The 18,822-nt window shown below is 71.7% G+C and carries 23 protein-coding genes; 5 read left to right on the top strand and 18 right to left on the bottom strand.

What is annotated here, in order from left to right; translation table 11 throughout:
• Positions 1-36 precede the first annotated feature (36 nt).
• From AB0M39_RS35195 to AB0M39_RS35175, 5 genes are all read right to left on the bottom strand, one after another.
• Complete coding sequence (locus AB0M39_RS35195) at positions 37-621, bottom strand: fibronectin type III domain-containing protein (RefSeq protein WP_365371160.1); 585 nt, start codon at positions 619-621, stop codon at positions 37-39.
• Between the two features lie 178 nt (positions 622-799).
• Positions 800-2,278 (bottom strand): hypothetical protein, encoded by a 1,479-nt coding sequence (locus AB0M39_RS35190; RefSeq protein WP_365371158.1) that lies wholly within the window; start codon positions 2,276-2,278, stop codon positions 800-802.
• The gene (locus AB0M39_RS35185) at positions 2,275-2,703 is read right to left on the bottom strand and encodes a hypothetical protein (RefSeq protein WP_365371155.1); all 429 of its coding nucleotides are present in this window, start codon (positions 2,701-2,703) and stop codon (positions 2,275-2,277) included. Before AB0M39_RS35185 ends, AB0M39_RS35190 begins: the two co-directional genes overlap by 4 nt.
• A complete protein-coding gene (locus AB0M39_RS35180; protein WP_365371152.1) occupies positions 2,703-3,536 on the bottom strand; it encodes a hypothetical protein in 834 nt (277 codons plus the stop codon). The genes AB0M39_RS35185 and AB0M39_RS35180 overlap by 1 nt, the downstream gene beginning before the upstream one ends.
• Before the next feature lie 123 nt (positions 3,537-3,659).
• Positions 3,660-5,492, bottom strand: a complete 1,833-nt coding sequence (locus AB0M39_RS35175; protein WP_365371149.1) for a major capsid protein — start codon at positions 5,490-5,492, stop codon at positions 3,660-3,662.
• Between the two features lie 229 nt (positions 5,493-5,721).
• Here AB0M39_RS35175 and AB0M39_RS35170 point away from each other — a divergent pair, with 229 nt between their 5' ends.
• The 4 genes from AB0M39_RS35170 (at position 5,722) to AB0M39_RS35155 (ending at position 7,373) form a co-directional block, all read left to right on the top strand.
• A complete protein-coding gene (locus AB0M39_RS35170; RefSeq protein ID WP_365371147.1) occupies positions 5,722-5,985 on the top strand; it encodes a hypothetical protein in 264 nt (87 codons plus the stop codon).
• Between the two features lie 48 nt (positions 5,986-6,033).
• A complete protein-coding gene (locus AB0M39_RS35165) occupies positions 6,034-6,366 on the top strand; it encodes a hypothetical protein (RefSeq protein ID WP_365371144.1) in 333 nt (110 codons plus the stop codon).
• 66 nt (positions 6,367-6,432) lie between these two features.
• Positions 6,433-6,813 (top strand): hypothetical protein, encoded by a 381-nt coding sequence (locus AB0M39_RS35160; protein ID WP_365371142.1) that lies wholly within the window; start codon positions 6,433-6,435, stop codon positions 6,811-6,813.
• A 59-nt stretch (positions 6,814-6,872) separates the two neighbouring features.
• Positions 6,873-7,373, top strand: a complete 501-nt coding sequence (locus AB0M39_RS35155; protein WP_365371139.1) for a hypothetical protein — start codon at positions 6,873-6,875, stop codon at positions 7,371-7,373.
• A 53-nt stretch (positions 7,374-7,426) separates the two neighbouring features.
• Here AB0M39_RS35155 and AB0M39_RS35150 read toward each other — a convergent pair whose 3' ends face one another.
• The 8 genes from AB0M39_RS35150 to AB0M39_RS35115 form a co-directional block, all read right to left on the bottom strand.
• Positions 7,427-7,627, bottom strand: coding sequence for a hypothetical protein (locus AB0M39_RS35150; RefSeq protein ID WP_365371136.1), 201 nt, complete (start codon positions 7,625-7,627; stop codon positions 7,427-7,429).
• Entirely contained in the window at positions 7,627-7,890 is a 264-nt protein-coding gene (locus tag AB0M39_RS35145) for a hypothetical protein (RefSeq protein WP_365371133.1), read from the bottom strand. The genes AB0M39_RS35150 and AB0M39_RS35145 overlap by 1 nt, the downstream gene beginning before the upstream one ends.
• Positions 7,891-8,102: 212 nt before the next feature.
• On the bottom strand, positions 8,103-8,597 hold the full coding sequence (locus AB0M39_RS35140; RefSeq protein WP_365371130.1) for a hypothetical protein: 495 nt from the start codon (positions 8,595-8,597) through the stop codon (positions 8,103-8,105).
• A gap of 30 nt (positions 8,598-8,627) precedes the next feature.
• The gene (locus AB0M39_RS35135; protein WP_365371127.1) at positions 8,628-8,873 is read right to left on the bottom strand and encodes a hypothetical protein; all 246 of its coding nucleotides are present in this window, start codon (positions 8,871-8,873) and stop codon (positions 8,628-8,630) included.
• Between the two features lie 63 nt (positions 8,874-8,936).
• A complete protein-coding gene (locus AB0M39_RS35130; protein ID WP_365371125.1) occupies positions 8,937-9,134 on the bottom strand; it encodes a hypothetical protein in 198 nt (65 codons plus the stop codon).
• A gap of 5 nt (positions 9,135-9,139) precedes the next feature.
• Positions 9,140-13,561, bottom strand: coding sequence for an NUDIX domain-containing protein (locus AB0M39_RS35125; RefSeq protein WP_365371122.1), 4,422 nt, complete (start codon positions 13,559-13,561; stop codon positions 9,140-9,142).
• Positions 13,545-15,557 carry a hypothetical protein gene (locus tag AB0M39_RS35120; protein WP_365371120.1) on the bottom strand — a complete coding sequence of 671 codons (2,013 nt, stop codon included), beginning with the start codon at positions 15,555-15,557 and terminating at the stop codon, positions 13,545-13,547. The genes AB0M39_RS35125 and AB0M39_RS35120 overlap by 17 nt, the downstream gene beginning before the upstream one ends.
• A 22-nt stretch (positions 15,558-15,579) precedes the next feature.
• Positions 15,580-16,110, bottom strand: a complete 531-nt coding sequence (locus AB0M39_RS35115; RefSeq protein WP_365371118.1) for a DUF1360 domain-containing protein — start codon at positions 16,108-16,110, stop codon at positions 15,580-15,582.
• Positions 16,111-16,196: 86 nt separating this feature from the next.
• On the opposite strand from AB0M39_RS35115, the gene AB0M39_RS35110 reads away from it, so the two are divergent.
• Entirely contained in the window at positions 16,197-16,688 is a 492-nt protein-coding gene (locus AB0M39_RS35110; RefSeq protein ID WP_365371116.1) for a hypothetical protein, read from the top strand.
• Here the strand turns inward: AB0M39_RS35110 and AB0M39_RS35105 are convergent.
• From AB0M39_RS35105 to AB0M39_RS35085, 5 genes are all read right to left on the bottom strand, one after another.
• Positions 16,685-16,939: a hypothetical protein gene (locus AB0M39_RS35105; RefSeq protein ID WP_365371113.1), complete on the bottom strand. Its 255-nt coding sequence runs from the start codon at positions 16,937-16,939 to the stop codon at positions 16,685-16,687. The two genes, AB0M39_RS35110 and AB0M39_RS35105, sit on opposite strands and share 4 nt — an antisense overlap.
• Complete coding sequence (locus AB0M39_RS35100; protein WP_365371111.1) at positions 16,936-17,256, bottom strand: hypothetical protein; 321 nt, start codon at positions 17,254-17,256, stop codon at positions 16,936-16,938. Before AB0M39_RS35100 ends, AB0M39_RS35105 begins: the two co-directional genes overlap by 4 nt.
• Before the next feature lie 130 nt (positions 17,257-17,386).
• Positions 17,387-18,028: a hypothetical protein gene (locus AB0M39_RS35095; RefSeq protein WP_365371108.1), complete on the bottom strand. Its 642-nt coding sequence runs from the start codon at positions 18,026-18,028 to the stop codon at positions 17,387-17,389.
• A gap of 27 nt (positions 18,029-18,055) precedes the next feature.
• Positions 18,056-18,295, bottom strand: coding sequence for a hypothetical protein (locus AB0M39_RS35090; RefSeq protein WP_365371105.1), 240 nt, complete (start codon positions 18,293-18,295; stop codon positions 18,056-18,058).
• A gap of 35 nt (positions 18,296-18,330) precedes the next feature.
• Positions 18,331-18,573: a hypothetical protein gene (locus AB0M39_RS35085; protein WP_365371102.1), complete on the bottom strand. Its 243-nt coding sequence runs from the start codon at positions 18,571-18,573 to the stop codon at positions 18,331-18,333.
• Positions 18,574-18,822 lie beyond the last annotated feature (249 nt).

Here is an 18,822-nt window from a genome sequence, read left to right as displayed (position 1 = left end):
GCCCGGAAGGGCGGTCAACGGTCGGGCAGCGGTCCGTCAGGAGGCGGCCGTGCTGATGGTCACGTCGGAGGTGTAGGGCGACCAGTAGGTGCCCTGCTTGGCCTGGACCTTGAAGTCGTAGGCGGTGTTGACGGTGAGGCCGGTGACGCTGGTGGTCAGGACGCCCGCGCCCACGTCCTTGTAGGACCACGCGCCGGACGAGCCGTCCGCCCGGTAGGCCAGCCGGTAGCCGGTCGGGGTCGCGCCGGTGGCGGGCGCGGCCCACTGCACGGCGATCACGGTGGTGGTCGGGGTGCCGGAGACGGCGAGGCTGGTCGGCACGGGGATCTCCGTGCACGAGTTGGCGTTGACTCCGCCGACCTCGGCGAGGGTCGGGGTGATCTGGGTCGGGGTCCCGCTGGCCGGGCAGGTGACGGCCGTCCCGCCGGGGGTCAGGGCCAGCGCGCCCCGATCCACGCAGATCCCGGCCGGGACGCGGAAGTAGGGCCGGTTGCCGTCCGTCCGGTACTCGATGGACTGCATGCGTACGCCGCTCTCCCGGTCCCAGCAGACGAGCCGCTGGGCGACCTGGCTTGCCGTCTCGGGAGTGACGGTGATGTTGATGCCTCCGGTATCAGCCATTGCGGCTGCCTCCTGTCGGATTGTGGTGGCCCGGTGCCCGCGAGTGGGAGTTCACGGGCACCGGGGGTTCAGGGGGGAGGAAAGGGAATCGCCGCCCCCGCAGTGCGTGAGGCGCTGGAGGGCGGCGGGCAGGGTTCCGCCTGCCCGCCCGGCCGGGTGGCCGGGCGGGCGAGCGGGCTTACGGGAACGGGATCGTGAAGGTGACGGCCTTGCGGGCGGCCGTGTTCGCCTTGCTGATCACGGTCACCGTCTTGGAGCCGTTCGCGACGTAGGCGTGGGACACGGTGCCGGTGGCCGCGCCGTCCGTGTTGGCGGTGCCGTCGCCCCAGACGATGGTGACCGGGCCGTTGGCGCCGTTGTTCCAGGTGAGCGCGGCGGTCTTGCCGGTCGCGTCGGTGACGTCCTCGGCGGCGGACGCGGTCGGGGCGGCCTGGACCGGCACGGCCACTGCCGCGCGGGCGCGGTAGGTGGTGATGTCGGCGCGGCGGACCGTGACCGAGTAGACGCCCGAGGACGTGTAGGTGTGGGACACGGTGGCCGTGCCGTCCACGCCAGCGGTGACGGCCTGCGGGTCGGAGCCGTCGCCCCAGTCGATGGTCCCCTCGCCGCTGGAGTGCGACGGGAGGGTGATCGTGGCGGTGACGACGTACCGGTTCGCGACGTCGGTCGCGGCCAGGCTGAGCGTCGGCTCGTCGGCGGGGAGCGGGACGGTCACGTCGCGCTCGACGACGATGGCCGGGGTCTCCTGGTCCCGGACGATGATCGTGTACTCGCCGTCGTCCTCGTAGGTGTGCGTGACGTACGCGCCGTCCGCCGCCGTGGTCTCGTCGGACTCGTCGCCCCAGTCGATGAGGACCGGGCCGAAGCCGTGGTTGTCGGCCCTGAGCCGCACGGTGTTGCGCGGCGACTCGCCCGGGACGCCGGACACGATGAGCTCCGCGACCTCCGGGGTCGGGCGGTCGACCGGCTGCGCGCCGCACTCCGGCTCCGGCGGCCGGATGGTGGTGACGAACAGCCTGTAGTGGGTGTTGTCGCCGATGGGCTGGAGCAGCGGGCCGGGCGCGCCGTTCTCCTGCACCTGGACCGGGTACGGGCCGCGACGCCAGCGGGAGCCGACCTTGGTCCGCCCGGCGAAGCTGAAGGAGATGGCGTCGTTGCCGATCTCGATGTCGCCGGGTGCGCCGCCGCGCATCCACGGCAGCAGGATGTACCCCCACGAGCCCTGTGCGGTCTCGCCGGAGCACGCGTCGGATGCGCCGTAGGTGTCCATCCAGACTTCGAGAGAGAAGCCGGTGTCACCGGAGAGGGTGCCGTTGGCGTTGAAGCCGATCACGTTGCCCTCGGCGTCCAGGACCTTGTCCCAGCCGGGGTTCATGATCTGGATCAGGTCGGGGTCGACGGAGCAGAACTCGATCTCGCTGGCGTACCAGTTGAGCTGATCGTCGCTGGCCTCGTTCACGCAGATCTTGCCGTTGGCCTTGGTGACCGTGATCGACTCGCCCTCCTGCACTTCGGCAGAGAGGGACACGGTGACGAACCCGTCGCTGACGACCTGGTTCCCATCCCCGTAGATCGGTCGGCCACAGGAGTCCAGGCGCGTCACTCGCATCGCGGTGCCGCGCAGGAAGCTGGGGCAGGTGGTGGTCACTGTGCTCATCCCTCCTTGCGGCGCGAGCCGGTGCGCCGGGCGCTGGTCTTCTTGGCCGTCCGGTCGGCCGCCCGCCCGGCCGGGCGGCCGGGCAGAGGTTCGTCACCGTCGTCGCCGTCGTTGTCGGCGTCGGACGTGGGCGCGTCGGCACCAGGGCTCTCGCCTGCCTCCGCCGGTGCCGACGCGGACTTGGGGGTGGGTGTCAGCTCCGGGCCGCTCGGGTCCTGGGGCGGAGCGTGAGGCGGCTCGGGCTCGTCGTCGGACACCAGGCCAGCGCGCCGCATGACCCGATCCGCGCAGCCCTCGGGCACGCGGATCACCTGCGTGCCCATGCCGGAGACGACGGAGACGTTCTCCGACCCGCACTCGGCGAGCGCCGCCCGAGCCAGATCAGCCAGGGTCACATCGCCATCGGGGTAGATCAGGAGGTACATCAGTCCTCGCCTCCCACGGTCACCAGCACCGCCGCCCGGTAGCAGTCCGCGTCCAGCGCGTACGTCCGCTCGGCCAGAGCCATCCGCAGGTTGGTCTCGGGGGTGAAGGTCTCGTTCACGAAAGCGTCCGACCGCCATCCGCGGACCGACCCCGTGGCCACGAGCCAGAAGGTGTCGGCGGCGGCCGGGGTGTCGGGCGTGAAGGGGTCGTCCAGGTAGCTGCCGCCGAACACGACCCTTGAACCGAGCCGCGTGAGCAGCGGGGCGCCGGTGACGTCCGGGTCCTCAAGCAGGCGGCGGTCGTTGAAGTAGGGGTTGGTCCAGCGGGGGGTATGGAGCGTGGGCGCGCCGCCGTAGTTGCGGGCGGCGTGCTGCTCCAGGACGCCGACCGCCCGCTTGAGCGTGAGGGCGTCGTCGTCGTTGGGGAGGACGGGGTCCTCCGCGCCGAGGACGTGGGCGGAGAAGAACTCCTCCGCCTCGCGCTCCTCGATCAGCCCGAGGCGGCGGCGGGCGTCGCCCACCGGGTCCTCGAAGCCGACCGCGTTGCACTCGGACCGGGCGTAGACGGTGAACGGGTCGGAGCCCTCCGCCAGGTACGGGCCCTGGGCGAGGGGCTTGTCGTGGGTGGTGTCTCCGTCGTCGCCGACCGGTGCGGGGCACGAGCCGATGACGTAGCCGCCCTGAGCGCAGGCGTCGGTGAAGTACTCGACTCCGCGTGCCTGCCACGGCCCGACGCCGTCCTGGAAGGAGGCGACGGAGAACAGGCCGTACCGGTACGGCTCGATGGGCGGAGCGGAGTCCACCCAGGTCCTGCCTGGGGTGGGTGTAGACACGGCGTCTCCGTTGCGTCAGGGGCGATCAGGGGCGGGCGGCCGGGGCTCCGGGTGGGGAGCCCGACCCGCCAGGGGGAGCGGCGGGCCGGGCGACTGGGGTGGAGCCCCGGCCGTCTGCGCGGATCAGCAGTTGACCGCCTGGTGGCTGCCGGAGAGGCCGTTCGGGCAGAGGTTGACGGTGACGACGTAGCTCGTGCCGCAGCGCGTGCAGACCTGCCAGCCCTCCTCGGTGAAGAGGGCGGTGTAGACGTTCTGGATCAGCGAGGCGTGGTCGTAGACGCCGTCCAGGTTGATGACGTCGGCCTGGAGCTGGAAGAACGTTCCTGCGGGGTAGAGCAGGAACTTGACGCTCTCGGGCCACTGGGTGGGCACGTCGCCGCCGAAGTCGGTGGAGACGCCGGAGGCGAGGGCGTCCTGCCAGTCGTAGACGTACTGCGGGGAGACGCCGACCGCCCGGAGGTAGCCGTCGATCATGGAGTCGGTGACGTTCCAGCGGTTGTCGATGCCGAGCTTCTTGCGGAGGTCGGACTTGAGGATGCCGCGCATCCAGTAGGGGGCGACCAGCTCCAGCGTGGCGTTCTGCGACAGGCGCTCGCGGTAGCGCTGGTGCTGGGCCTGGAGCTCCAGGATGGAGAGCAGGCTCTCGACCGCGCCGGGGCCGTGGTGGTCCGTGACGGACGCGGCCGGGTTGGGGGTGGGGGCGGCGGAGAAGCTGATCGCCGTGGACAGGGCCTCCATCTTGGCGAGCTTGCGGGCGTTCATCTTGTGCGTGTGGATGAGGAGCGAGCCCTGCATGAACTGCTCGACGCGCTCCGGCCAGCCGCGCTCCATCAGGATCGGGGTCCTGATGCACATGCCGCTGACGTCCATGCGGCACTCTTCGAACTCGGTCGGGCACGGGACCGTGGCGCAGGTCTTCTCGACTCCGGCGATGGCCTCGGTCTCGGTGAGGTAGAAGCCGGTGCTGCCCCAGATCGCCGACCAGTCGAAGTCGGCCGGGTAGCGGATGCCGCCTCGGCGCGCGGTGACCGAGGGCAGGTCGATGAGGCCTTCCGGGGTCATGCGGATGGGGCAGAGGTCGTAGAGCTGCTCGGAGGGGGCGCACCATCCGGCCGCCGCGACGAGGCTTCCGCCCGGGAGGCGGGTCTCGTCGGTCGCGTTGGCGATCTTCTCCTCGGCCTCGGAGTCGTCGCGGATCATGAACTCTTCGGGGACGTTGCGCTTGATCCGCGCCAGGCCGACGCGGGTCCGCTCGCCGTCGCGGCCGGAGTTGACGTTGCCGGTGATCATGGGGCCCATGCGGGCTTCCCACGCGCGGGCCAGGTCGGCGACGCCGTTGAGCTGCTGGCCGGTGGAGAACTCGGGGACGTCGGCGGCGGCGACGAGGCTGAAGTTGGCGAAGGGCTTGCTGCCGCCGCCGTTCTGCTCTGCCGGGAGCGCGCTGTTGCGCCCGCCCAGCGGGACGCGGCTGTTCTTCTTCACGTTGGCTGCCACCAGTTCCTTCGGGGCGTCGGCTCCGGCACCCTCGGGCTGGTCGGCGGCGGCGTCGTCGGCCCCCGGCGTCTCTTCCTCGGCGGGCTCCTCGGCGGGGATGACTTCTGCGGCGGGCTCTTCGCCTCCTCCGCCTTCCCCGTCGGCGCCGCCGCCTTCTGCGGGCTGGGCCAGGGAGCGGAGGCGGTCGCCGATTTCTGCGGCGCGGGCCGATCGCTCCTCGGCTGCGGCGTTGATGACGCCGATGCCGTCGGCGACGCGGGCCAGCGTCTCCAGGGTGCTCAGGGTCTCGTCGGTGGCGGGGGCGTCGCCCTCGGTGAGGGAGTCGAACATCTCCAGGACGGCAGCGCTGAGTTCGCTGGCGTTGACGTTCGGGGTCTCGGAGATGACCTGCTGGATGACTGCGGGCTGGTCCTCGGCGGGCACCTCTGCGAGGCGGCCGAGGAGATCGGTGAGGAAGCTCACGGCGTGGGCACACCCTCTCGGGTATCTCGATCCGTGCCCTCGGCCCATCAACCAGCAGAGCGATGGCACTCAGCGTAGCTGAATGCTCACGATGCGTGTCGGATCAAGGGTCTATCCGCGCAGATCACCCCCATGATGAGACATAGGGTTTGCATCCCCGGCCAGCATGCGCTAATCTTGTGTCGCACCAGGGGGCCGCGCCCCCAGCCCACCGGACAGGGAGCCATCAATGACCACCCCGGACCCGCTGCTCTACGCCTACTGGAACCGGCCCGACGACGCCCTGTTCGAGGAGCTGTTCCGCTCCGACTGGTCCACCCCGACGCTGGCCTACATGCTCGCCAGCCAGCTCAGCCCCATGTCCCACGACGCGAAGCGCTGCCAGTTCCTCGCCGAGTACGAGACCGAGAAGATCTGGTGCCGGGGCGACATCTGCCGGGCGCTGCTCACCGAGGGCGTCACGCTCCAGGTCGTCAACTACCGCAAGTCCTGAACCACCGCCCCCGGGGGCCCGGCCCCCAAGCTACGAAGGAGACATCCGATGCGCGTCGAGATCAGCATGCACGACATTCCCGAAGAGGCGCGAGAGGTCATCCGCCTCCAGAACCAGCGCATCCTCCGCCTGGAGAGCGCCGTCCAGCAGCTCGTCAGCGCTCTGACCGAGAACGGCCGGGTGGAAGGCGCGACCGCGGAGGCGATCGCGCGCCTGGCCGACGGCTCCCGGCACCACCGGCTCATCACGCGGACCGCCGTCGACTGGACCCGCACCTCCGCCGACGACGCCTGGACTCGCACGGACGAGCCCGACTGGCAGTGGGAGAGCCTGGCCGAGGAGGAAGCCCACGAACAGTGGCTCCGCGAGCTTAAGGGCTGAACCCCGCCCGCTTCGCCCCCGGCCGCCCGGCCGGGGGCCTGATCCCCGCAGACAGGAAGCGACCGCATGACGCGACCCGACCTCCCCTACCGGCCCACGCGAGACGACGTGCTCGCCGCCGTGGGCCCCCGGGAGCCCAACCCCTACACCGGCCCCGACAATCCCGACCCCTTCGGGGTGAACGAGGTCCCCTGGTCCGAGCACCTCATCGCCCACCGGATCGCCGATCGGTACCGCCTGCCCCTGCCCAACGGGCACGTGGGCCGGGCCGTTCACCTCGGCACGCTGCGAGAGCTGCTGGCGGAGATGACCGCGTACGGCGTCATCGTGGGGCGGCCTCGGGCGGAGTGGACGGCGCTGGGCCGGGAGCAAGGCCGCGCGAAGCACATGGAGTACACGAGCGTGGAGACGGCGCAGCGCTGGTGGCGCGAGGACACCGCCCCCTGAGTGAGACCCCGACCGACCGAACCCTCCTGATCCAACCGCGCAGATAGGACACCCGCCGCATGACCAAGAAGACAGTCCTCACCGCCATCGCCGAGCTGCCCGAGCTGACCAGCCAGCTGATCCAGCGGCCGGACCACATCGTCAACCCGTTCGCCGGGCAGGGCCGCACCCCCGGCCATCGCTTCACGCTCCTGCGGGGCGAGGAGCAGTGGGCGTGGGCGCACGTGCTCCGTGACGTGAGCGGCTGGACCGTGATCTCCGCTGGCACGCTCCCCCTGCCGATCTTCCCCACGGACGACGAGGCCGGGGAGTACCTGATCCGCCAGTTCCTGGGCAGCAACGGCGACGGCTTCGACCGCCTGCCCCGCGCGACGTACCTCCAGAAGGGCACGACGGCCCACATCCGGGACGAGTACGCGCCCTGCATCGCGTACTGCGGGGCGACCGGCGACCCGGCGGTGTTCGACACTGGGGAGCCCGGCCACGCGGAGCAGCACTGCATCACATGCGACCGCGCCTACCGCGCCGAGCACTACGGGCGGACGGCGGTGATGTACTGACGCCCGCCCCCGCCGCGCCGAGGCCCCGTCCACGTGGACGGGGCCTCGGCGTGTCAGCGTTCGTACATGGCCTGGCGTGCGTACCAGCACAGAGCGGCGGGCCAGAGCGCGGCCTGCGCGCCCCACATCGCCCAGCGCTTCCATTCGCGCAGATCGCCGCCGCCCTCCTCCATGAACTCGGCGGCGAGCCAGCGCGGCGAAGGCCCGAGCGCGGCCATGAGCACCGCACCCGCCAGCCACACCCACCAGACCATCAGGTCAGGACCATCCCCGTGCGCGAGTCCACGCGGTCCAGGAGCACCGGCCGGGCGCCGCGCCCGGCGGCGGCGGCCTCGGTGGTCTCCTTGGCGAGCAGCCCCGCGTGCGCCTTGTCGGCGTCGCCCTTGTCCCAGTAGTCCACCGTGGAGCCGTTGGGGTGGGTCAGCCTCCACACGGCGGCCACCCCGTTCCCGGCGGCGATGGCGGCGGCGGCCTGCTGCCCCCGGCGTCCTCCGCAGTTGCATCCGATGACGATCACTCCCTCTCTGTCGCGGCCTGCCGCGCCTCGCGCCGCCTGGCCGCCTCCGCGCGTCGTTCCGCGCTTCGGTCCGTTCGGCCCTTCCGTCCTCGTCTGGGCCGCTAACCTTGCGTACGCGTTCGTGCACAGCCGGAGACGGCAGGTCTTTTAGCCGCTGCGCGCGGGCCTGTTCGGCGCACCCCCCGGCCCCCGAAGCCGGGGGGCTCGTCGTGTCAGCTCCGACGCTGGTCAAGCCAGTGGATGACGGTGTCCCCGGAGTGACCGTGGGTGGTGATGGCCTCCTCGATGGAGGCCCACTCGACGAGCGACCGCAGCTCCCCCAGCCACATGAGGCGCACCCCGCCGTGGGAGAAGCGCACCCCCTCCAGGGCGATGCCGGGGCCGGAGAAGCCGGTGGAGTCCACCGCCCGCTTGAAGATGAACCTGCGTGGGGCCAGGGCCGGTTCGGGAGAGTCGGCGCACCAGAGCAGCATCCCCCGGCCGTGCCACTCCTCGACCAGGGTGGCGATATCGGCGTACCGCTCCTCCACCCGGCCGCCCTTGCGCGAGACGACCACCCGGCCGTCGCTGAACTTGACGCCCTCCGCGATGGGCCGCATCTCCGCGTCGACCATCACGAACGAGCGGAGGTCGCCGCTGTACTGCCTCGGGATGAGGTTGCCCTTGTCCACGTCCAGCGGTTTCACTTCGTCGCTGGTGCTCGCCATCTGTGTCTCCCACTTTCCTTGTCCGTCTCTTCAGGCTGGCTCGGTGTCCCCGAGCGGCCTCTCCCGCAGGGCGCTGGCCGGGCGGTCGCCGTCGGGTCCGCGTCTGCCCCCGGGGGGCTTGGGGTGCCGGGGCAGTTCGCGCAGCTCCGCGACCGCCACCGGTTCCGTGCTCTCGTCGTTCGGCCCTGTGCCGTCTTCGGCCGGTTCCGGCTGCGGAGGGCGTGCCTTCCGGCCCCTGCCCACCGGCGGCGCCTTGACCTTGCCGCCCTTCGCCATCCCCGTCTCCTCTCCTCGTCCGGCTGCGGGGACCGGAGCCTCGGCCGGTCCCCGCAGGTCTCGTCAGCGGGCCTCGGGGAACCCGCAAGCCTCCATGAAGCGGGGCCTGTTGAAGCCGAGGGTTCCCTGGTACTGCCCGGCACAGGCCCGAGCGAGCTGCCGAGCGGCCTCCTCCAGCGCGGCGAGCGCCTGCTCGCCTTCGGCCCACCGCTTCGTCTCGGCGACCGCTCCGGCGATGGCCTGGAAGTCGCTCCGGGTCATGCCCATCAGCTGGCCCTCGCGGCGGCCTTCATCGCCTCCCACTTCTCGACGGCGCTGCACGCCTCGGCCTTGCTGCCGGGGTTCACCTGCTGGATGCCGGGCCAGTTCAGGTCCCCACTGGCGCACATCTTCTTGGCGGCGTTGACCGCCGTGGCGATGGCGCGCCCGGTGTCCATGCCCTTCTCTTCCAAGTGCCTGCTGATCCGCTTGATGTACGGCGGCAGCCCGCCCTGCTCGTCCACCCAGTTGCGGGCCAGCCCGATGTCCTGGGTGGAGGGGGTGGGAAGGGATGCGCCCCGGCCGACGAGCTCCAGCGGGGGCTCACCTGCTTTTGGGCGCTGGACTCGCACCACCTTCCCCCTCGCCAGCTCGACCCTTCGGGCGCGGCTCGCTTCGGCGCGGGTCGTGTGGTCCTGGCGGAGCGCGGCCAGGCGGCCGGTCGCGGCGGCGGTCCGCTCCTGCTTCACCTGCCGCTCGTCCAGCCCGAGGAGGATCATCTCGGTGAGGGCGTCCAGGTCCACGGTCATGGTGAGATGCGCCTCCCGCAGCTTCGTGCCGGCGTCGGGCTTCGGCTCGGGCGGGGCGGGCGGGATGGCTCCGGCCGCGACCAGCGCGTAGGGCTGGTTGTCCGCGCCGGTCTTCTTCGCGGCGAGGGGGAAGCCGGGGCTGTTGACGGCGAGCGCGGCGATCAGCTCCGCGCCGCCGCGCACCTCGCGCCAGTCCCCGGAGAACGAGGCCAGGGAGAGGCGGAGGCGGTCCTCCGCGGACAGGAACGGGAGGACCGCGCCCACAGCCCAGATGCCGTGGTTGTCCTCGCCTACGCGGACGACGGCGGCCTGGGTGCCGGTGTTGTCGTAGTGGGCGAGGGCCGTGTTAGCGGAGGCGGAGAGGCTGGCGTGGCCGGTGCCCATGGTGAGGAGTCCGCAGTACACCGTGCCGTCGCTGGTCTTGACGGGCCGGATGTTGAAGTAGGCGTAGTCGGTGACGGAGTGGGGCGGGGGGACGCAGCGGTTCTTGTAGCCGACGTGGCAGCTGCCCCAGGAGGCGAGGTAGCCGGACACCCGGCCGGTCTCCACATCCACGCGGATGGAGTGCGCGCCGCCGGTGCCGGTCGGCTGCTGGAACCAGTCGCCGGGCGGGGTCCAGCCGGGGGCGAGGGTGCCGGTGGCGGCTGCGGTGATCGTCACGGCCTGGCACGGCTCGCAGTCCTCGGGCACAGACGCCATCTCGCCGTCGGCGGGCGCGCTGCCTCCGGCGCTGACGAGCATGTCCCAGGGGGTGTTCTCGGCGACCTCGGGCCGCAGGGCGTTCATCTCCGGCAGGGCCTCCAGCTCCCACCACGCCACGGTCTCCGCGTGCCCGTCCGGGTTTTCGCGGTCCTCGGGGTTGATGGGCACGTCCGCTTCTACCGGGACCAGGCCGATGCTGGTGGTGTAGACGCCGTTGGGGCTGGTCCAGCCTTCGGTGATCTCGGCGTTGCCGGGCGGGGCGACGCCGGTCTCCTCTTCGAACTCCCGGAACGCGGCGGCGCGGGCGTCCTCGCCGTCTTCGATGCCGCCGCCGGGGAACTCCCAGAGACCCGACGCCGGGTCTTCGGGATCGAGGGCTCGCTGGATGAGGAGCACGCGGCCGGTGTCCAGCGCCTTGATCACGAGACCGGCGTGGGTGGGCTGGGCCAGGGGGGCCTCGGTCTCGGCGACGGCGAGCGTGACCTCTGCGTCGGCGGGCCCGGTGCCCTCGTCGTTGGCGGGGACCGCGCCCGGAGCCTCGCAGTCGGCGGGCTCCCAGGTGCCGTCGTCGTTCTGGGTGACGCAGCCGGGCGACCCCTCGGCGGCGGGGTCCAGCTCTTCGACCGCCTGCGCCTCGTCGGCCGCGATGTCGCTGGGCGGGTCCTCGACCTCCGGCGGTTCCTCTTCCTCGCCGGGGGCCTCGGGGATCGCCGCCAGATCCTCAGAGGGAGCCTCGGCCGCCTCGGTCGGCGGGCCCTCGGGGTCGAACGGGGCGTCGCCCTGGGGGTTGGCCGGGACGGCGTCGGGGTCCTCGCAGTCGGCGGTCTCCCAGCCGTCTCCGGCGGGCTTCACGCAGCCCCACTCCGGGTTCCAGCCGACGACCTCCGCGTACGCGGACGCGGTCAGGGTCTCGCCGTTGTCGTCGGCCAGGGCGATGGCCGCGTTGGGGAAGGCCGGGTGCGCCAGGAGCGTCGCGCCCATGACGCGCCACCCGGAGTACACGTCGCCGATGGCCAGGGAGCGGTCGTTGGGGTCGCCGTCGGGGACGACGTTGCCCCCTGCGTCGACGAGGACCTGCTGGGCGGTGGCGTCGTCGACGTCCAGGGACACGAAGCGGATGAACCCGAGGCCCACCTTGCGGGCGAGCTTCGCGCCGACCGGGTCGTCCAGGTCGAAGCGGCCCTCGCCCCAGACGGCGTTGCCCTCGGTCCAGATGCGGTCGATGACGCCGACGCCGAGCTCGCCGCCGTCGTGTCCGGCGGCGAGCGCGCCCTGGACCAGGAGCGGGAGCGGGAGGGGGCGGGAGCGGACGCCGGTGTCGGGGCTGACGAGCATCCGCTGGTCGGCGGACCATTCGTCCATGAAACCGAGGCGGCCGCGCCAGCGGCCGGACGGCGACACCTGGACGGGGCCGGGAGTCTCGGTGGTGACGGGCGTAGCCATCGTGGTGGTGTCCTCTCCTGGGGTGCTGGAGGCGGTGAGGGAGGGGTCGGCGGCGGGGGCGTAGCGGGCGGCGCAGTTATGTACGATGTAGCCGTTCGCTAGGTAACTGTTCGTTACGCATGTGAGGTCGTAGACGTGACCGCTGAACGGGGCCGGATCAGCACTCAAGAGCTGGTCAAGCTGTACGAGTCCATGGGCGTCCCGGAGATAGCGGCGCAGACCGGGCTCCACGAGCAGTCCATCTACTCGCGGTTCGCTCGGGCCGGGGTGCAGCTCCGCGACAGCGGCACCGCCCACACCCTGGCCAACCGGAAGCGGCGCGCCGAGCTGGCCGCCTGCGTGCTGGAGCTGTACCAGCGGCCCATGTCCGTGAAGGCGGTGGCCGCCGAACTCGGCGTCGGCCGGAAGCTGGTCAACCAGTGCCTCGCCGACCTCGGCGTGCAGCCGCGCGACAGGTCCGCCGCTCAGCGGCTCAGGATGGGCAGCGCCGAGGCCCTGACCGTAGGCCGGAAGGCCCGGCTCGCGATCGGCGCGGGCAACTCCGAGATCGCTGAGGAGCTGGAGCGCCGGGGTGTCACCGCCGAGCGCGAGTACGTCTGCGGAGACTACGCAGTCGACGTGCTGGCCGGAGGGGTCCTGGCCGTTGAGGTGCACCGCCCGCCCACGTCGCCCATCAGCGACAAGAGCCGCGAGCGCCAGCGCATCGTAGACCTGCTGCGCTGTGGGTTCCCGGTCGCCTACCTGTGGTCCTGGCGGCACGCCAAGTGTCCGCTCGACTTCGCGGCCTGCGCGGACGAGCTGGTCGCCTGGCTGGAGGTCATCCGCGCGGACCCATCCGCGCAGTGTGAGTACCGGGTGTTCCGGGGTTGTGGTCAGCTCGTGGCCCGAGGCGGTCTTGAGCTTGAACACGGGCCCGTCGTACTGCCGCCGCATGGCCGCCGTTACGGCACCTGCAACGCGCGTCTCGGGTAGCACGCACCGACAGTTGATCACTTCCCCCGCCGGGCCGAGGGGGTCGCCGGGGAACTGGAGCTTGTGGCCGCCGACTTCGAACGGGTCGTGGAGGGGGCGGATCTGGCCGTCGGCTTCGGCGTGGGTGTGGCGTACGCGCTGGTCGTCGGTGGCCTGCCAGCGCTTCTCCCACGCCTCGCCGGTGCGCTCCTGCTCGTCGAACGCCCCGGCGAAGGCTCCGGCGTTGAGGGCGGTCATGGTCTCGGTGCGGGTCAGGGTCATGACCTGGCCGTCCCACTCCTCCATGGAGAGGAGCTGGGCGACGCGGGCGCGGAGCTGGGCGGGGGTCTCGCCGGGCTGGGGGCCCCGGATGAAGAACCGGCGGAGGCGTTCCCAGACGGAGAGGCGGAAGCCGGACATGCGCTCGCCGAGGCCGGACAGGTACTCGTTGGACCGGTCGCGTCTGGCCTGCGCAGATTCGCGGGCGGCGACGATGCGGTAGTACGCGCCTTCGAACAGGCGGCGTGCGGCGGGGCGGATGTGGTCGTCGATGGCCCGCTGCCATGCGTTGTCGCCGGGGAAGTCGTCGGGGGGCGGGTCGGCCTCGCCGTCTGCGAAGGCGAGGCGGTCGGGGACGTCGAACGCTGCGGCGATCATGGCCTTGCCGAGGAGCCGGTTGCGGACCTGGCCCAGGAACTCCTCGCAGGCGGCGTGGACGGCCGGGTACATGACGGACTCCGCGCGGCGTACGGCGGCGTACTCCGCCATGCGGGAGGACAGCCACGGGTCATCGAGACGCGGCATACGCCAGCCCCCCGTCGCAGTCGAACTGGATGATGGCCCTTTCGAGGTAGCCCGGGTGGTGCTCCTCGCGGGCGAGGAGGAGGGCGCGGACGTAGTGGTCGACTGCCTTGTGGAGGCAGGGCTCGTCGGGGGTGGACTCGTGGAACTCCGTGTAGGCGTTCTGGAGCATGGCGTCGAGCTGGGCGGGGTCGGCGTGGAGGGTGAGGTGGATGGCGTCGGGGGCCATCTGCTGGAGCTGGGCGCGCTGGGCGCGGGGGGTGGCGCGCAGGAGGTACTGACCGGCGCGGGAGAGGGCGCGGCGTACGGCCATGTCGAGGCAGCGGGTGCGCCAGCCGTTCTCGCGTGCGGCGCTGGCGGTCATGGCGCGTTCCAGTTCGCCTCGGGTCGGGAGGCCCCGGTTCCCCGTGCTTCCCTCCCGGGCGGGGGGCTGGCCTCCCGCCCGGCCGGGCGGCCGGGCGGAGGGAGAGCTGGGCGCGGAGGGCAGCGCGTTGGCGGGCGCTGCGCCGGGGAGGGCCGCCTCCGGGTTCTCGACCACGGCCTCGGCGGTGGCCTCGGCGGCCTCCGTCTCCGGGATCTTGATCCCGAGGAACGGGAGCAGCGAGGGGGCCAGGCTGGACGCGTTGGTGATGACGGCCGTGATCACGTTGCGCATCCGCTCGTCGGCGGTGGGCGCGTCCTCGTCGGCGAAGCCCAGCTCGCGGCGGGCGGCGGCGTCGGAGATGAGCCCCAGCTTGTGGGCGTCGAGCGCTTCGGGGGCCCGGTTGGGCCGCATGGTCAGCTCGCTGGTGTCGTACCAGATGCAGTACTTGTCGCCGTCGGTGCGGCCCAGCGCCTTCAGGACCGGCCGGAGGAAGTTCGTGGTGAGGCTGTCGCAGATCAGCCCGAGCAGCGGCTCGATGTGGAGCTTGATCGCGGACTCCTCCACCTGCCACGCGGACCAGTGGTTGGAGTCGCCCATGCCGGTCAGCACCTCGGGCGGCATGTCCATCCCGGTGGCGACGCGGCGGATCGCGGACTCGCGGAGCTCCTGCACGTTCTCGTCCAGCGCGGTGCTGAAGGAGAGGTGCTTGATCTCCTTGCCCTTGTCGGCCGGGCCGCGCACGACCAGCGGCACCACGGCGCTGGCGCTGTCGCGGTTCTTGAGGGGCGCGGCCATGGCCTCGATGAGGGCGGCCGTAAAAGCATCTGCGTGGATGGGGTTCGCGCCCTCGGACTGCTCGGGGGCGGGGGTGGTCAGCTCGTCGGGGACGAACAGGACGCCCGCACCGGCCAGGCGGGACTCCGCGCTGGCGGTGATGTGGGAGGAGAGGTCGACGAGTTCGCGGAGCGGCTGGCGCAGGGCGAGGATCGGGGAGTCGGCGAGGTACGCCTGGCGGGGGTGGGGCCGCCAGATGCGCAGGATGGTGGACTGCTCGGGGTCGATGTCGATGAACTCGTTGGGCATGTCCGGGCTGGCGATCTTCACGCCTGCGCCGGTGGACTGGATCTCGTCCGAGGAGCACACCAGCCATCGGCGCTCGCCGGTGTCGGGGTCGTCGAAGCCCACCAGGTAAGACTCGCCCGGCACGTTGAGGTGGACGGCCAGGCGGCGCAGCATCTCCGACTGGCCGACCTGCCCCCCGGCCAGCTCCTCAAGGGGGGCCAGCAACTCCAGTGCCTGGAGGTCGACGGGCTCGCCCTCGTCGGTCTCCGCCTTGACGGGGGTGGGCTCGGACGAGCCGTCCTGGTCGATCTTGCCGACGTACAGGCGTGCCCGGCTACAGGCGTTGGCGATCCACGAGACGCCGAAGCGCAGCTCGGTGACGGTGTCGTAGAGGTCCCAGGAGTCGCGCTGCCAGTCCTGCTTGCGGCCGACGACGGAGCGGACCTGCTCCTTGCTGACGAGGGCGGCGGAGGCCATGACGGCGGTGCCCGCGAGGCCCTCGTAGACGACCTTGCCGTTTCGGTCGCGGCGGATGGCGTACTTGGGGCGGCGGTGAATGCTCCAGAAGGGCATGGGCGGCGGGCCTCCTAACCGGTCACGGAGCCTGGCGGTGGGTCACGTCCATGTGGGAGGGCGTGAGCTGGATGACCTTGGGCGGGGGTTCGGCGTCGAGCCAGTCCGCGAGGATCGCGGTCAGCCAGGAGGAGGCGAAGACGGCCACCAGGTAGGAGAACCAGGTGACGGCGTCGTGGGGCCAGATGCCGAGCCAGCAGCGGAAGTAGGCCAGGGAGACGGCGGCCGACACCCAGAAGCCTGCGCACCAGGGGCAGTTGAGGAGCTTGTCCAGGTAGCGCCAGGCGCGGGGGGCTTCGCGTTCGTGAGCCGTCTCACGGTGTGTGACGGCGGCGGTGATCGCGGCGGAGATGCTGTGGCGGGCGCGAGCCGCCTCACGGGCGGCCGCCCGGTCGCCCGCCCGGCCGGGCGGCCGGGTCGAGGGGCGTGGGGCAGCCTTCATTTCCACCCAGTCCCGGATCGGCTTGGTGATGGTGTCCTCGGTGACGAGCCGCGTCAGGCGGCAGATCGCGAGGAGGGTCAGGAGCGAGACGAACACGGAGAGCGAGGCCACAACACCACAGGGTAACGACGCGCTAACCGACTGTCGCGTAACCGGGTGATCCGCCTCTGTCAGTGGTGACCCGTAGCTTCGTGCGGATGCAGCCGAAACGGTTCGCTGACGCGCTCCTGGAGTGGATCTGCGCGGATGGACAGGTGCGGGCGCGGACCTTCGCCGACGCCGGGTACACGGGCGCGCCCTTCGGGGTGGAGCTGTGGCTGCCGACGGGGGCCGTGGTCTACCTCCAGACCGTGGGCGCGGGACCGCCGGGCAACGGCCGGGCCGACGCCGACGCGCCGGTCTACGGGGGCGAGCTGCCGTTGCGGGAGCCGGTCGCGCTGCCGACCGAGGGCCCGACCGAGCTGGCGGCCGTGGAGCGGTGGCTGGCCTGGCGCATCACCACCGGCCGGTCCGCGGAGATCGCCTCGGTCGGCCTGTTCCAGTCGCGGAACGGCCGGGCGTCCATCCCCCACGGTCTGGCCGTCGCCTTCCACTCGGGGGCCAAGGCGTGGGTCTACCTCCGGCACGCCACCCCGGCCGGGCGGCAGCCCGCCGCCGGGCCGTTGTGGCGCGCCCTGCCCACGGTCTAGAACGGCGAGGGCTTGTACTTCGGCTCGGCCTCGGTGTCGAGGTGCGTGTGGAGCATGTCGTCGCAGGAGTAGATCGCCGTCACGGCCAGGTTCATGTCCCCCTCCGCGCCGATCAGCAGCTCCTTCCAGAAGAGGAGCTCGGTGTCGGGGTGCCGGGGGCATCCGGCCTTCAGCTCCGTGCGGCGGCGCTCGACGAGGGCCAGGGTGTCGGCGTCGACGACGTTCTCGGGCGTGGGGAAGGGCGAGTTCATGCGAGGCTCCGGGGCGGTGTCAGCGGCAGTCCGTCCGCTGCCACCCAGGGCGGGGTCCGGAAGTCCCACGGCTCCACGGTCAGCTCCATGGCGTGGCCGGTGTCGGCGCGGTGCACCTCGGCCCAGGCGTCGCGGTCGGACGGTGAGAAGAACGGGTGGCGCTCGGCGCAGAAGCAGCAGCGTGCGTAGTAGGCGATGAGCTGCGCCAGGCCGGAATCGTAGACGACGACCGTCGCGCCGTTGGCACGCCCCTCGGCGTCCACCGGCATCAGCCGCTCCTTCACCTCGCCGTCTCGGTCCGGGTCTACCAGCGGCACCGCGATCACCTCGGGGCGGGGTTGGCTTTGGTCTCCATCTTGGCACCGTAGCGCGATCGGCTGGCGGGTGCTGCCCTACGCGGGGGCGGCCGCCCGCACGGGGGGCGGCCGCTGTGATGATCCGCGTGGATCAGTAGCCGGTGACCAGCTCCAGCAGCGCCATGCTGAGGGCCAGCTCGGCCTCAGCCTCGGTCGGCCGGTCCACGCGGATCATGGTGACGGGGCAGACCGCCCGCCACTGGGACCCGTCGCGGTTGACGCGGACGGCGAAGGAGTGGCCGTCGGCGTCGGGGAAGTGCTCCCGGTGGATGCGCTCCATCGTCTCGGCGAACCGGCTGGCGTACTCGTCGGGGGTGTCGGCCTCGTCGAGGTAGCGGCCGGTGGCGGGGTCGCCCGTCAGCGCGATGTACTCGATCCAGCGCAGGAGGAAGGAGCGCAGGGCGCGGGTCTTGACGTCGGGGCTGTCGCCGGTGACGTCCTCGGCCAGCTCCTGGTCGAAGACCGCCACGGTGGGCGGGCTGATGTCGGCGACCGCGCCGCGCAGGTAGCTGACGGAGCGGGCGGCCGGGACGTAGACCGGCTCGCGTCCCTCGCTGTGGTCGACGGGGAACGGGACGATGGGGCGGCCGACGCTGTCGGGGTCTTCCTTGATCTGGGCGATCGCGGCGGCCAGCTCGTCGTACGCCTCGGGCGGCAGGTCCTTCACCTGGGCCATGACGTGGTCGGGGATGACGACTTCGTACTGGTCGGGCTGGTTCTGAGGCTTGGTCATGGCGGGGAGGCTACCTTCGGTGCGGGCCTACGGGTCGGCGAACAGCGGGGGTTGGCTGTAGGGGGCCGTGTGGCGGGTGGGGAGGTCTCTTCCGCCGCGTTGGGTCGGGAGTCCCTTGATCGGCCGCAGGGAGCCCATACAGAGGTCGTAGCGGGTGCCTTCGGCGGCACTGTGCCGGGCGAGGACGCCGGTCTTGAAGTGCTCGCCGCGCCAGCGCTTGCACTGGGGGCAGAGGTAGCGGTCGGGACGCAGCGGGTCGGCGCTCACGCTGCGTCCCTCTGGGGCTCGGTCATGCGCGGAGGCTACCCGGCGGCGAGTAGCTCCGATGGCACTGCTCGTAGGCGTGGTGTGACGGGGGTGGGCTCAGCGGCCAGGGCGCGGGCGGCGGCGAGCGCCTTGTCCGCCCCCTCCAGTGCGGCGAAGCTGGCCTCTTGGCATCCGGTCCCACGGAGCTGCTTGTGCAGTCCCCGCAGTCCGGCCTCGCATTGCAGGGCTATCCGGCGCAGTTCTGCCGGGTCCGACGCTGGCGTGATTTCGTCGTCCATCCGGCCACGTTAGCGGCCATACCTACGTAAAGCAGTGGTTTTCTGTTCAACACACCCGTAAGGATTGTGTGTTGGAACGGTCATGTCCCAACACACTTGGGCTTATGGCGCTTTACGTGTGCTCACTCAAGACGAACGGGCCTCAGCTCGTTCACGCAGATACGTCATCGTCTGCTGCGCTGTGTCCAAGAAGGCGTCCTGGACGCCGACGGGCCCCATGGAGGTCTGGACGCGGCGGTTGGCCCAGAA

It is taken from the genome of Streptomyces sp. NPDC051907 (genome assembly GCF_040681075.1).
GTDB lineage: Bacteria > Actinomycetota > Actinomycetes > Streptomycetales > Streptomycetaceae > Streptomyces.
Note: the sequence above shows the minus strand (reverse complement) of the source record. Positions and strands in the feature narration are given on the sequence as shown.

Excerpts from the sequence above, each read along its gene's own strand:
- AB0M39_RS35140 (WP_365371130.1), bottom strand. The coding sequence starts at position 8,597 with ATGGCGAGCACCAGCGACGAAGTGAAACCGCTGGACGTGGACAAGGGC.
- AB0M39_RS35190 (WP_365371158.1), bottom strand. The coding sequence starts at position 2,278 with ATGAGCACAGTGACCACCACCTGCCCCAGCTTCCTGCGCGGCACCGCG.
- AB0M39_RS35150 (WP_365371136.1), bottom strand. The coding sequence starts at position 7,627 with ATGGTCTGGTGGGTGTGGCTGGCGGGTGCGGTGCTCATGGCCGCGCTC.
- AB0M39_RS35165 (WP_365371144.1), top strand. The coding sequence starts at position 6,034 with ATGCGCGTCGAGATCAGCATGCACGACATTCCCGAAGAGGCGCGAGAG.
- AB0M39_RS35135 (WP_365371127.1), bottom strand. The coding sequence starts at position 8,873 with ATGGCGAAGGGCGGCAAGGTCAAGGCGCCGCCGGTGGGCAGGGGCCGG.
- AB0M39_RS35155 (WP_365371139.1), top strand. The coding sequence starts at position 6,873 with ATGACCAAGAAGACAGTCCTCACCGCCATCGCCGAGCTGCCCGAGCTG.
- AB0M39_RS35105 (WP_365371113.1), bottom strand. The coding sequence starts at position 16,939 with ATGAACTCGCCCTTCCCCACGCCCGAGAACGTCGTCGACGCCGACACC.
- AB0M39_RS35085 (WP_365371102.1), bottom strand. The coding sequence starts at position 18,573 with ATGGACGACGAAATCACGCCAGCGTCGGACCCGGCAGAACTGCGCCGG.
- AB0M39_RS35120 (WP_365371120.1), bottom strand. The coding sequence starts at position 15,557 with ATGCCCTTCTGGAGCATTCACCGCCGCCCCAAGTACGCCATCCGCCGC.
- AB0M39_RS35170 (WP_365371147.1), top strand. The coding sequence starts at position 5,722 with ATGACCACCCCGGACCCGCTGCTCTACGCCTACTGGAACCGGCCCGAC.
- AB0M39_RS35185 (WP_365371155.1), bottom strand. The coding sequence starts at position 2,703 with ATGTACCTCCTGATCTACCCCGATGGCGATGTGACCCTGGCTGATCTG.
- AB0M39_RS35130 (WP_365371125.1), bottom strand. The coding sequence starts at position 9,134 with ATGACCCGGAGCGACTTCCAGGCCATCGCCGGAGCGGTCGCCGAGACG.
- AB0M39_RS35095 (WP_365371108.1), bottom strand. The coding sequence starts at position 18,028 with ATGACCAAGCCTCAGAACCAGCCCGACCAGTACGAAGTCGTCATCCCC.
- AB0M39_RS35160 (WP_365371142.1), top strand. The coding sequence starts at position 6,433 with ATGACGCGACCCGACCTCCCCTACCGGCCCACGCGAGACGACGTGCTC.
- AB0M39_RS35110 (WP_365371116.1), top strand. The coding sequence starts at position 16,197 with ATGCAGCCGAAACGGTTCGCTGACGCGCTCCTGGAGTGGATCTGCGCG.
- AB0M39_RS35195 (WP_365371160.1), bottom strand. The coding sequence starts at position 621 with ATGGCTGATACCGGAGGCATCAACATCACCGTCACTCCCGAGACGGCA.
- AB0M39_RS35125 (WP_365371122.1), bottom strand. The coding sequence starts at position 13,561 with ATGCCGCGTCTCGATGACCCGTGGCTGTCCTCCCGCATGGCGGAGTAC.